The organism is Sulfitobacter sabulilitoris (assembly GCF_005887615.1).
Lineage (GTDB): Bacteria > Pseudomonadota > Alphaproteobacteria > Rhodobacterales > Rhodobacteraceae > Sulfitobacter_E > Sulfitobacter_E sabulilitoris.
Genome location: NZ_VANS01000001.1, coordinates 211,435 through 223,283 on the forward strand (window position 1 = coordinate 211,435; position 11,849 = coordinate 223,283).

General features: G+C 67.2%; 14 protein-coding genes. 7 read left to right on the forward strand and 7 right to left on the reverse strand.

From position 1 onward, the window contains the following. From FDT80_RS00920 to atpD, 6 genes are read right to left on the reverse strand one after another with little or no spacing between them, the layout of a single operon-like run. Positions 1-717, reverse strand: coding sequence for a F0F1 ATP synthase subunit A (locus FDT80_RS00920; RefSeq protein ID WP_138660365.1), 717 nt, complete (start codon positions 715-717; stop codon positions 1-3). After that, positions 714-1,007, reverse strand: coding sequence for an N-ATPase subunit AtpR (locus FDT80_RS00925; RefSeq protein ID WP_138660366.1), 294 nt, complete (start codon positions 1,005-1,007; stop codon positions 714-716). The genes FDT80_RS00920 and FDT80_RS00925 overlap by 4 nt, the downstream gene beginning before the upstream one ends. After that, the gene (locus FDT80_RS00930) at positions 1,004-2,221 is read right to left on the reverse strand and encodes a cation:proton antiporter (RefSeq protein ID WP_138660367.1); all 1,218 of its coding nucleotides are present in this window, start codon (positions 2,219-2,221) and stop codon (positions 1,004-1,006) included. Before FDT80_RS00930 ends, FDT80_RS00925 begins: the two co-directional genes overlap by 4 nt. Beyond that, positions 2,214-2,510: an AtpZ/AtpI family protein gene (locus FDT80_RS00935; RefSeq protein ID WP_138660368.1), complete on the reverse strand. Its 297-nt coding sequence runs from the start codon at positions 2,508-2,510 to the stop codon at positions 2,214-2,216. Before FDT80_RS00935 ends, FDT80_RS00930 begins: the two co-directional genes overlap by 8 nt. Further along, positions 2,507-2,899: a F0F1 ATP synthase subunit epsilon gene (locus FDT80_RS00940; RefSeq protein WP_138660369.1), complete on the reverse strand. Its 393-nt coding sequence runs from the start codon at positions 2,897-2,899 to the stop codon at positions 2,507-2,509. Before FDT80_RS00940 ends, FDT80_RS00935 begins: the two co-directional genes overlap by 4 nt. Continuing rightward, the gene (atpD, locus tag FDT80_RS00945) at positions 2,889-4,292 is read right to left on the reverse strand and encodes a F0F1 ATP synthase subunit beta (protein ID WP_138660370.1); all 1,404 of its coding nucleotides are present in this window, start codon (positions 4,290-4,292) and stop codon (positions 2,889-2,891) included. The genes FDT80_RS00940 and atpD overlap by 11 nt, the downstream gene beginning before the upstream one ends. A gap of 198 nt (positions 4,293-4,490) precedes the next feature. Between atpD and FDT80_RS00950 the strand changes: the two genes are divergently transcribed. Genes FDT80_RS00950 through arcC form a run of 4 tightly spaced genes read left to right on the forward strand, consistent with a single transcriptional unit; the run spans position 4,491 to position 9,157 of the window. Beyond that, positions 4,491-5,969 (forward strand): YfcC family protein, encoded by a 1,479-nt coding sequence (locus FDT80_RS00950; RefSeq protein WP_138660371.1) that lies wholly within the window; start codon positions 4,491-4,493, stop codon positions 5,967-5,969. Next, positions 5,966-7,195 carry an arginine deiminase gene (locus FDT80_RS00955; RefSeq protein WP_138660372.1) on the forward strand — a complete coding sequence of 410 codons (1,230 nt, stop codon included), beginning with the start codon at positions 5,966-5,968 and terminating at the stop codon, positions 7,193-7,195. The genes FDT80_RS00950 and FDT80_RS00955 overlap by 4 nt, the downstream gene beginning before the upstream one ends. 24 nt (positions 7,196-7,219) lie before the next feature. Next, a complete protein-coding gene (argF, locus tag FDT80_RS00960; protein ID WP_138660373.1) occupies positions 7,220-8,221 on the forward strand; it encodes an ornithine carbamoyltransferase in 1,002 nt (333 codons plus the stop codon). Positions 8,222-8,224: 3 nt separating this feature from the next. Next, complete coding sequence (gene arcC, locus FDT80_RS00965) at positions 8,225-9,157, forward strand: carbamate kinase (protein ID WP_138660374.1); 933 nt, start codon at positions 8,225-8,227, stop codon at positions 9,155-9,157. Positions 9,158-9,221: 64 nt separating this feature from the next. Here arcC and FDT80_RS00970 read toward each other — a convergent pair whose 3' ends face one another. Continuing rightward, positions 9,222-9,965 (reverse strand): Crp/Fnr family transcriptional regulator, encoded by a 744-nt coding sequence (locus FDT80_RS00970; RefSeq protein WP_170311755.1) that lies wholly within the window; start codon positions 9,963-9,965, stop codon positions 9,222-9,224. 405 nt (positions 9,966-10,370) lie between these two features. On the opposite strand from FDT80_RS00970, the gene FDT80_RS00975 reads away from it, so the two are divergent. From FDT80_RS00975 to FDT80_RS00985, 3 genes are read left to right on the forward strand one after another with little or no spacing between them, the layout of a single operon-like run. Next, positions 10,371-10,658 carry a sll1863 family stress response protein gene (locus FDT80_RS00975; RefSeq protein WP_138660376.1) on the forward strand — a complete coding sequence of 96 codons (288 nt, stop codon included), beginning with the start codon at positions 10,371-10,373 and terminating at the stop codon, positions 10,656-10,658. 54 nt (positions 10,659-10,712) lie between these two features. After that, a complete protein-coding gene (locus tag FDT80_RS00980) occupies positions 10,713-11,198 on the forward strand; it encodes a bacterioferritin (RefSeq protein WP_138660377.1) in 486 nt (161 codons plus the stop codon). A 51-nt stretch (positions 11,199-11,249) separates the two neighbouring features. After that, entirely contained in the window at positions 11,250-11,846 is a 597-nt protein-coding gene (locus FDT80_RS00985; protein ID WP_138660378.1) for an HdeD family acid-resistance protein, read from the forward strand. Positions 11,847-11,849: the final 3 nt, after the last annotated feature.

Below are 11,849 nucleotides of genomic sequence, written 5' to 3' on the forward strand. Positions count from 1 at the left end.
TCAGTCTCCTTGAGGTGTGCGGGATGCGGTGTCGGCGTCGCGGTCGCGCCCGTGCTTCTGCCGGCTGGCCGACGCGATGTAGACCATCGCCAGAACGGCGAAGATATAGGCCTGCACAAGGCCGGTGATCAGCCCGAGCAGTTGCATGACGACGGGAAAGAAGAACGGCGCGATGCTGATCAGGATGCCGACGATGACGGTGCCGCTCATCACGTTGCCATACAACCGAACGGCCAGCGCCACGGTGCGCGAGGCCTCGGCGATGATGTTGAACGGCAGCATCAGCGGCGTCGGTGAGACGTAGGATTTCAAATAGCTGGCCAGTCCGCGCCGCGCGATGGAAAAGATCGGCACGGCGATCAGCACGCAGATCGCAAGCGCCGCGGTCGTCGACAGCGATCCTGTCGGCGGTTGATAGCCCGGCACGACGCTCAGCAGGTTGCAGGTTGCCACGAAGAGAAACAGCGTTCCGATGAACGGCAGGTAGCGGGCCGGATCCTCGGTTCCGACCTCGTCGATCTGGTCGCGGATCATGGTCACGATGACCTCCAGCATGACCTGCCAGCGCGACACGGTTTCGCCTTCGCTCAGCCGGGCGGTGATCGCCCGCGACCCCAGCACCAGCAGCGCCATCACCAGCCATGTGAAGGCGACCGTGGCGGTCAGCCGCCAGCCTTGCCAGTCGTAGAGGACCCATGCGTCGGGGCTTATGTTCATGTCGGCCCCCCGTGCCCGGCGCGGCCAAGGACGCGCGTGGCGACGATCCGCAAGGCGGTGAAGCCGGTCAGCGCGGACAGCAGGGCGCCCGGCCCGGCCCCCGATGCCAGCGCCGCCCCGAGCGCCCCCAGAACGACGATCGCACGCACCGCCGCAAGCGCGGCAAAGCCCGCGACGGGCCGGGGCCGCGCCAGCGCGCGCACCGACGCCCAGAGCAAGGCCACGTAGACCGCGCCGAGGGCCGATCCGATCAGCGCGGCGGCCAGTGAATATGCGATCTGACCGGTCATGCCACACCATCCCTGCGGTTCAGGCGGCCCACCATCAGCGGCCCCAGAATGCAGGTGCCGATGCTGGCCAGAACCGCGGCGGAATACAGCATCGGCGGAACCGCCCACTCCCCCAGGGCGAGGCCGTGCAGCATCAGGATCAGGTAGATCTCGGCGCGTGGGATCATGCTGGCGCCGATCAGCAGTCCGGTCGCCCTGTCCGTGAGGATCCAGGTCGCCATGCCCGCGCCAAGCAGCTTGCCCGCCACCAGCGCCGCAAACAGCGCCAGCGCCAGGGCCGCCGCCGCCTGGATGTCGTCGAGACGGACCGACAGGCCGATGGAGACGAAAAAGAAGGGCCCGAACACGGCGAGGAAATACGCAAAGGCGAGGTCGATCTGCCGCTCCGCCGGATCGCGGCTGAAGGCGAGGCCCGCGAACAGCGCGCCGATGGCGAACGACAGGCCAAGCGCTTCGGCCAGCGCCGCGATGACAAAGACCGTTCCGGTGGCAAAGACGAATGGCCCGATGCGCCGGTCGAGCCGCGAGAAGGCGGCGGTCAGGCGCCGCTCGGCGAGCCGCGAAAACGCGTAGCACGCCAGGCAAAAGCCGATGATCCGCGCCAGTTGCAGACCGCCGGCCCATGCCACCTCGCCGACCAGATCGCCTTGGGTGCCGTCGTGCAGCGCCGGCAGAACCGCCACGACCACGCCCAGCACGACAACCGCCGACAGATCGTCAAGCTCGGCCACATCGAGCAGCAGCGCGCCGTCCTCGGTATCGAGCCTGCCGGCGTCTTCCCAGGCCGCGACCCCGACGCCGACGCTTGTCGCGCTCGCGGCGATACCGGCCACAAGGGCGGGGATCAGGCCCAGGCCGGGCCAGGCCAGGATCAGCATGAAGACAAGCATCGCGGGCACCAGCATGTCGGGCACCCAGATCATGGCGGCCCGGCGAAGCTGCCGGGCAAGCTGGTCCAGATCGCTTTCCAGCCCGACCCGGAACAGCAATGCGACGATGCCGAATTGCGCCAGTATGACGATCTCTTCTTGAAGCCGCGGGGTCAGGACACCGGTTTCGGCGTCGAGCACCGACAATGCGACCCCCAGAAGGATGAAGCCCACCATGCCCGGCAGCGACAGGCGACCCAGAAAGGCCCGCAACGGCGCCGACAACAGCGTCACCAGCCCCAGAAAGACCATCAGCATCGGCAGGGAGGATGCAACATCAGTCATCCCGGCTCTCCCGTTGGATCCAGTACCAGGCGTTCAGGCATCCCAGCACGACGCCGGCGAGGATCAGGATCAGCGTCCACGACGTCTCTCCCGGCCAGCGCCAGTCGATCCAATGACCAAGCGCGGCGCCCAGCACGATGGGCACCGCGACCGCCCATCCGACCATTCCGAACATCGCCAGCCCGTACCACGCGCTGTCGTGACGCCGCTTTTTCGCGGCCTCCATGCGGCGGGTCTTTTGCACGATGGTGTCCGTCTCGTCGGTCTCGTCGGTGTCGCGCCCGGTCATCGTCCCGCAAGCTCCAGATCACGAAAGCGGCGCATCATGCTCGCCTCTATGCGCGCCAGCGCCGAACGCGCCTCGCGCTCCGCCTCGTCCTGACGGCGGAATTCGGTATCGACGCGGGTGCGCAGCTCCGCCAGGTGATCGCCCGTCAGCGCGCCGCGCACCGCGACCGTCACCTCCTGCGCGCATTTCACCAGCGTGCCCGAATTGACCGCCACGTACCGCTCCACCCCATCGGGGGTTTCATAGACCAGCACGCCGGGCACCAGTTGCGTGACGAAATCGATGTGATGCGGCAGCATCCCGAAATGTCCGTCCGGCGCTTCGGCCCGAATCCGCCGGACCGACCGGTCGACGCATGTGCCCGAGGGGGTGATGACCCTAAGCCGCATTGCCCTGCGCCTCTTGCCTGTCCAGGTCGTCCACGGTGCCGATCATGTAGAACCGGCCCTCGTCGAGTGCCGCGAACTCTCCCGACAGGATGCGCTCGCAACTGCGCAGCGTGTCCTCGAGCGGCACGAAGCAGCCCGCCGTTCCGGTCATCTCGGCGGTGGAGAAGAACGGCTGCGTGAGAAAGCGTTCAAGCTGACGGGCCTGGCGGACGGTCGCGCGGTCCTTTTCCGACAACTCCTCGAACCCGAGCATCGCGATGATGTCCTTGAGGTCGTCATATTCGGCCAGGGTGTTGCGCACGGCGCGGGCCACCCGGAAGTGCCGTGTGCTGACCGTGCCCGGCGTCAGCATCTTGGAGAAGGACTTGAGCGGGTCGATGGCGGGATAAAGCCCCTCCGACGCCCGTTTGCGCGACAACACGAGCGAGGCCGAAAGATGTGCGAAGGTGTGGGTGGCCGCGGGGTCGGTGAAATCGTCGGCGGGCACGTAAACCGCCTGGATCGAGGTCATGGAGCCGCGCTCGGTCGAGCAGATCCGCTCTTCGAGATCGGCAAGCTCGGTGCCCAGCGTGGGTTGGTAGCCGACACGCGACGGGATCCGCCCCAAAAGCCCCGACACTTCGGCCCCGGCCTGAACGAAGCGAAAGATGTTGTCGATCAGCACCAGAACGTCGCGGCGCCTGTCGTCACGAAAGAATTCGGCCATGGTCAGCGCGGCATGACCCACCCGGAACCGCACGCCGGGGCTTTCGTTCATCTGCCCGAACACCATCACGGTGTTGTCGGCCACGCCCGCCTCGCGCATCTCGCGGTACAACTCCTCCGCCTCGCGGCAGCGCTCGCCGATACCGCAAAACAGGCTCACGCCTTCGTATTCCGCCACCATGTTGTGAATCATCTCGGTGATCAGCACGGTCTTGCCCACGCCGGCCCCACCGAACAGGCCCGCCTTGCCGCCGCGTTCCAGCGGGCTCAGCAGGTCGATGGCCTTGATCCCGGTCTCGAACACGGTGCCCTCCAGCCGCCTGCGGCTCAGCGGGACGGGATCGTGCAGGATCGGCCTGCGCCGTACCCCGTCGAGCTGCGGACCGCCGTCGATCGTGTCGCCGAACAGGTTGAACATCCGGCCCAGGGTGGCATCGCCCACTGGCACGGTGATGGGGCCGTGGGTGTTGCGGACGGCCAGACCCAGGCGCAGATCCGGCGTGGGGTTCATCACCAGCCCGCGCGCGATGTGGTCCTCGGGCAGGCTGGCGACCTCGATCGTGATTTCCGGCTGCGTCACCGTCACCAGCCGCGTCGAGATCGAGGGCAGGGCATCCTCGAACCTGACATCCGCGATGCCCCCCTCGATCGAGACGATATGCCCGATATCCGCGCCGCTCCGTGCCATGGCGATCCCTCCAGCGTTCAACTGTGACGTGATTTCGGCGGCCGGCTCTTGATCGACATCACAAGGCGATGCGCGTCTCGCCTGCTGCGCCCGCCGCGGGCCGCCAGGGCGTTTAACCCCGATCAATGCGCCCGGGCGCGCGACCCGCCACCATTCCAAACATCAAGTCCCCGAAACCCCTCACGCAGAGAGAGCGCCATGACCGGCAAGGCGGGCCCCACGGACAGCACGGAGCCAGACCCCCGGTCGCGATTTCCGACGGCTTATACCATTCTGTTTTTGCTGATAATTTTCGTCGCCGCATTGACCTGGATCATACCGGCGGGACAATATGACCGTGTGCTGAACGCCGATGTCGGGTGCGAGGTCGCCGTTCCGGGCACCTTTCGCGGCGTGGAGGCGACCCCCCAGCGGCCCGCCGATGTGCTGCTTGCGCCCATCGCCGGGTTCTACGATCCCGACAGCTACAAGGCCAACGCCATCGACGTGGCGCTGTTCGTGCTGTTTCTGGGCGGGTTTCTGGGCGTGGTGAACGCCACCGGGTCCATAGACGCGGGTATTGGCGCCGCGATGCGGTCGATGGCGGGGCACGAGATCTGGATGATCCCGATCCTGATGACGCTGTTCGCGCTGGGCGGCACGACCTATGGCATGGCCGAGGAAACGCTGGCCTTCTATGCCGTTCTGTTGCCGGTGGTGCTGCGCGCGGGCTGCGACGCGGTCACCGGCGTCGCCGTCATCCTGATCGGCGCGGGCATCGGTGTTCTGGGCTCGACCATCAACCCCTTTGCCACGATCATCGCCTCCAACGCGGCCTCCATCGCATTTACCGTCGGCATGGCCTTGCGGCTGGGGCTGCTGATCGGCGGGCTGGCGATCTGCATCGCTTACGTGACGCTTTATGCCCGGCGGGTAAAGGCGGACAACGCCCGGTCGGTTGTCAGCGGACAATGGGCCGCGCACAGGCGGCACTTGCTGGAGGATGATGACGAGGACGGGGACGGCGGCAGGGCTTTGCGCGGGCTGACCGGCGCGCAAAAGACGATCCTGGTCGTCTTCGCCGCCACCTTTGCGGTGATGATCTGGGGCGTCTCGAGCCAGGGCTGGTGGATGGCCCGCATGGGCGCGTTGTTCCTGGCGGCGGCGATCGCGGTCGGATTGATCGGGCGGCTTGGCGAAAAGCGCCTGACCGACGCCTTTGTGCACGGCGCGCGCGATCTTCTGGGCGTGGCGCTGGTGATCGGGCTGGCGCGCGGCATCGTCGTGATCATGGAAAACGGCCTGATCGCCGACACGATCCTGAATGCCTCGGCGCAAATCCTGGGCGATGTCTCGGATGCCGCGTTCATTGTCACGATTTTCGCGATCGAGGCGGGGATGAGCTTTCTCGTGCCGTCCTCGTCGGGGCTGGCCGTGCTGACCATGCCGATCCTGGCACCCCTGGCCGATTTCGCGGGCGTGGGCCGCGATCTGGTGGTCACCGCCTACCAGTCGGCGAACGGTCTGGTGAACCTGGTCAATCCGACCTTTGCGGTGGTGATCGGTGGGCTGACCATCGGGCGAGTGCCCTATGACCGCTGGATCGTGTTCATCTGGCCGCTGCTGGCGATCCTGACCGGGTTCATCATTGGAGCATTGGGGCTTGCGGCGTGGTTCGGCACCGGGGGGGCGGCATGACTGATCTCGATCTGGGGGTCCATTCGGAAACCGGGCGGCTGCGGCAGGTGATCGTGTGCAGGCCCGGTCTTGCGCATCGGCGGCTGACACCGGCGAATTGCGATAGCCTGTTGTTCGACGACGTCTTCTGGGTCAAGCAGGCCCGCCGCGACCACGATGCCTTTGCGCAGGTCATGCGCGCGGAAGGGGTGGAGGTGTTGGACACGGGCGTGTTGCTGGCGCAGGTCCTCGATATTCCCGAGGCGCGCCGCTGGCTGCTGGACCGGCGCATCACGCCGCGCGACATCGGCGTGGGCCTGCTGGCGGAGTTGCGCGCGTGGCTCGACGAGCTGACCGGCGCCGCGCTGTCGGAGCGTCTGATCGGCGGCCTGACCGTGAACGATCTGCCGTTCGAGCCGTCGGGCATGTTCGGATCCTACCTGGGGCCGTTGGGCTTTGTGCTGCAGCCCTTGCCCAATTTCCTGTTCACCCGCGACAACAGCGCGTGGATCTACAGCGGTGTCACGCTCAACCCGATGTTCTGGCAGGCGCGCCGGCCAGAGACGCTGCTGACGGCGGCGATCTACCGGTTCCATCCGCGGTTCGCGGGGCGGGCCGACGTGCTCTGGGGCGATCCGGAGCGGGATATGGGGCTGGCCACGGTCGAGGGGGGCGACATCATGCCCCTGGGCGGCGGCCTTGTCCTGATCGGCATGGGAGAGCGCACGTCGCCGCAGGGCGTGGGGCTTCTGGCCGAGGCGCTGTTCGACCAGGGGCGCGCGACCCGCGTGCTGGCCTGCCAGCTTCCGCGGGAGCGATCGGCCATGCATCTCGACACGGTGTTCACCTTTTGCGGCGGCCCCGTCGTCACCAGCTTTACCGAGGTGGCGGCGGGGATGCGCGTCTATGACCTGCACCCCGGCGAGGGGCGCGCGCCGCTCGACATCCGCCGCATCGACCGCCCGCTGTTCGAAGTCCTGGCCAAGGCGCTGGGGGTCCGGAAACTGGACGTGGTGGCCACTGGCGGCGACGACCCGTTCGAGGAATCCCGCGAGCAATGGAACGACGGCAACAACGTGCTGGCGCTCAGGCCCGGCGTGGTCGTCGGGTACGACCGCAACGACGACACCAACGCCGCCCTGCGCGCCCACGGCATCGAGGTGCTGGAAGTGCCGGGCGCGGAGCTTGGCCGGGGCAGGGGCGGCAGCCGGTGCATGTCGTGCCCGACGATCCGCGACGCGTCCTGAACCGCCTTTGGAAAGGAAGACACGATGGCCTACAACCTCAAGAACCGGCATTTCCTGAGCCTGCGCGATTTCCGGCCAGAGGAAATCGGCTTTCTTCTGACGCTGGCCGCCGATCTGAAGGCCGCGAAATACGCCGGGACAGAGCAGCCGGTGCTGACCGGCAAGGACATCGCGCTGATCTTCGAGAAGGACAGCACACGCACCCGCGCGGGGTTCGAGGTGGCGGCGCATGACCAGGGTGCGCATGTGACCTATCTGGGCCCGTCGGGCAGCCACCTGGGCCGCAAGGAGACCGTCCGCGACACCGCGCGCGTGCTGGGCCGGATGTTCGACGGGATCGAATACCGCGGCTTTGGCCAGACCGTCGTCGAGGAACTGGCGGAACATGCGCGCGTGCCGGTGTGGAACGGGCTGACCGATGAATTTCACCCCACGCAGGTGCTTGCCGATTTCCTGACAATGCGCGAACACGCCGAAAAGCCGCTGCGCGAGATCGCATTCACCTTCATGGGGGACGTGGGCAACAACATGGGCGACAGCCTTTTGATCGGGGGGGCCAAGCTGGGCATGGATGTGCGGCTGTGCGGTCCGCGCGATTGCTGGCCCGAAACCATCGTGGAGGCGGAGGCGCGCAGCATCGCGTCCCACACCGGCGCGCGCATCACGATCAGCGAAAGCATCGAAGACGCGACCTTGGGCGTTGATTTCATCTATACCGACGTCTGGCTGTCGATGGGCGAGCCCGAGGAGGACTGGGCCGCGCGGATCAAGCTGCTCAAGCCTTATCAGGTCACCGCCGACATCATGGCCGACACCGGCAATCCGCGCACCCGATTCATGCATTGCCTGCCCGCCTTTCACACCGCCGAAACCGAAATCGGGGCCCGGATACAACGCGACTTTGGCCTGTCCGCGATGGAGGTGACGGACGAGGTGTTCGAAAGCGATGCCTCGATCGTCTTCGACCAGGCCGAGAACCGGCTGCACGCGATCAAGGCGGTGCTGGTCGCATCGCTGGGGCCGTAAGCGATGCTGGTGGTCGCGGCCCTGGGTGGAAATGCGCTGCTGCGCCGCGGGCAGGCCCTGACGGCGGACAACCAACGCCGCAACGCGCGCCTGGCCGCCGGTGCGCTGGCCCGAATCGTGCGCGCGGGTCATGACCTCGTGATCACCCACGGCAACGGCCCGCAGGTCGGGCTGCTTGCGCTCCAGGCGCTGTCGCATGGCCCCGAAGAGGTCTACCCGCTGGATGTCATGGGCGCGGAGACCGAGGGCATGATCGGCTACCTGATCGAACAGGAGCTGGAAAACGCGCTGGGTCATGACCGAACGGTGGCGACCCTGCTGACGCAGGTCCGTGTGGACCCCGGCGACCCGGCGTTCGCAACCCCGACAAAATTCGTGGGCCCGGTCTATGACCGCGAAAGGGCCGAGGCGCTGGCCGGCCGCCACGGTTGGAGCATCGCGCGCGATGGCGACCACTGGCGGCGCGTGGTTCCCTCGCCTGCGCCGTTGGACATTCCCGATCTCAAGGTGATCCGCCAGCTTTTGGTGCATGGCACGATCGTGATCTGCGCCGGGGGCGGCGGCATTCCGGTGGTGGCGCGGCCCGGCGGCGCGTTGACGGGCATCGAGGCGGTGATCGACAAGGACGCCGCCAGCGCGCTCTTGGCCGATATGCTCGGGGCGGACGGTATGTTGCTGCTGACGGATGTCGACGGCGTCGAACGTGATTTCGGCACCGACCGCGCGACCCGGATCGAGGCGATGACACCCGACGAGGCCGCCGCGCTGGACCTGCCCCAAGGGTCGATGGGCCCCAAGGTCGCGGCCGCCTGTCAATTCGCGCGTGTGGAGGGTCGGTGGGCGGGCATCGGCAGGCTCGAAAGCGCCTTCGACGTGTTGCAGGGGCATGCGGGCACGCGGATTTCGATGACGCCGGCGACCCCGCGGCGCGGCTAGGCGCGTCGCGGCATCGGCATGATCGCGGGGCGTGCGGCGCCCCCCCGCAGCCTGCCGCCCGCGCTTATGGCATCGCCACGATCTGGTCCGCGAGCGTGGCCGGGTCGATCCCGGCGATGGTCGACAGGCTGTCCATGTCGAGGATCGCGATGTCCATGTGATCGCGTACGCGAATGACGCCCTGCCGGCTGAGGCGCTGCATCGTGCGGCAGACATGGACCGACGAAAGCCCCGCGAAATCGCCCATGTGCACCTGCGTCAGCGGAAGGTGGAATGCGCCATCGCTCACCTCTCCGATCGCGTCGAGGCGCACGTAGAGTTCGATCAGCGCATATGCGATGCGGGTCTCGGCGCGGCCCTTGCCCAACCGCAGCATCCGCTCGGACCAGCGCGATTGCACCCCCGCCCTGCACCGCGCGTCAAGGGCGCGCAGGTCGTCGAACTTGTCCAGCAGGCGATGCCACACCGTCACCGGCATGACAGAGACTATGGCCGGGCTCACCGCCTCGATCTGGACCGCGACCGTGGCGTTGTCCGCCGAAGTCGGGTTCAGGAAGTCGCCGGGCAGGGCGAAATCGATGATCTGTTTCTGTCCGTCGCGTGTCAGCTTGGACACGGCCAGCCAGCCCGACAGGACAACGAAGGCGGTCCGCAATTCCTCGCCGTCGAGCGCGATGATCGCCCCGGCGCGGTATCGCCTTACCCACGAGGACAGAACCTTGCCCGGACGCGACCCCCGGTCGCCGTCGCGGCGCGGTCGGGGCCGGGCGCGCGCGTGCGGCGGCGTTTGCAAATGGCTCCCTGTCATCTGAGCATCCCCAATCTGGACAAGCGCGCGGCATGATGCCGAAGGGCCAGTGACGCGGCTGCCATTCGATTTCGGCGCGGTATCATCTTGCGGCCCGACACGCCCGTCGTGACACCCCTGATCGGCGGGTCTGCGCGTCGGGGGCATCGGGCAGGCAATGACCGGCCCGCCCCTCTGGATAGGGCATGGGTGACGACGCGTCCTGACGCAAATCAAGCCGACCGGGGGGATCGATGCCAAATTCGGCCAGCCGGCGCGCGACACTGACGAAAGTCAAGTGGGCCGGCCCCGTCCGCCGCATACTGCCACATCGGACCGATCCCGCGCGGCGCCCGACGAAACGCGGCAGACCGCGGCGGACACCGGCCACCAAACCACTTTGCACCCCGAGAAGGAAACGGAATTATGGATGACAAGGACGCCTACCGACAGAAACTCCAGACCCGGCTGGAGACCCTCAGGGCCGAGATCGACAAGCTGGAGGCCAAGGCCGAACACGTCGGCGCAGAGGCCCGCGAGGCCCTCAGGACGGAAGCGAAAGAACTGCGCGCCAAGCAAGACGAGGCCCGCAAGAAGCTGGAAGCGTTCCGCAAGGCGCAGGGCGACGCGTGGAAAGACCTGAAATCCGGGCTGGACGCCGCGTGGGACGATCTGTCCCGGGCCGTGCGCCGCGCCGCCGACCGCTTTGGCTGAGCCTGCGGCCGGCGTGCCGCGCTTACCGAAAAATCCCCGGCAGGAGAGAACGGCATGGGACGCGAAGCCAACAGCATTGAAAATCTGCAGACCGCACTGGCGATGGAGATGTCGGCGATCAACCAGTATCTGTTGCATGCGCATGTCCTGGACGACTGGGGGCTTGACGTGCTCGCCGCGAGGATGCGCGCCGAGATGACCGAAGAACTGGGACACGCGGGGCGCTTCATCGACCGCATCCTGTTTCTGGGCGGGGATCCCGTCGTCGCGGCATCGGACAGGCCCCGGCGGGCGGCCTCGCTGGACGAGATGTTCAGCGCCGATCTGGCCGACGAGAAAAACGCCATCGCAGTCTATACCGAGGCCGCAAGGCTGGCCGGGGAGAGCCGCGATATCGGCACGCGCATCCTGTTCGAGATCATCGTTCAGGAGGAGGAAGGGCATATGGACTGGCTGCAGCGTCAGCGCAATCTGCTTGCCCGTCTGGGCGAGCCGACCTTCATGGCGCAGAACATGAGCGATGTCACGACGGGCGGCTGAGCATCGCGCCGCGGCACCGTACCGGTGACACCAAGGGAGAAGGGCAGGATCATGGCTGAATTCAGGGTGGAAGGCGACCGCCGCGGCGGGCTGCGGGGGCTGCGGGTCTGGCTCTGGGTGTCGGGCGTCGCCTCGCTTGCGCTGGGGGTCGCGGCCTTGCTCTTTCCCTTTGCGGCGACACTGGCGGTCGAACTGCTGTTCGGTGCGGTGCTGGCCGCATCGGGGGTGGTGCAGGTTCTGCGGGCGCTGTCCACGGGGGCGTCCGGCAACCGGCTCTTTGACCTACTGTTCGGCGGTGTGGCGCTGCTGGCGGGGCTGGTGCTGTTGTTCTTTCCGCTGCAGGGCGCGGTCACGCTGACCATCGTCCTGGCCGTGTTCTTCATCCTTGGCGGTCTGTTCAAATTGTTCTCTGCCTGGTGGCTGCGGCCCGCGTGGATGTCGCGGCACGGGTTTCCGGTCATCGACGGCTGGTGGTGGTTCGCGCTCTCGGGGGCGTTGTCGTGTCTTCTGGGTCTTGTGCTGCTTCTGGGGCTGCCATCCACTGCGACCTGGGCGTTGGGCCTGATGGTCGGGATCGACCTTCTGGTCCTCGGGGCCGCTGAAATCGGCTTTGCCCGGTCGGTGGGGCGCCTCGAACGCCGCTATTGAGGG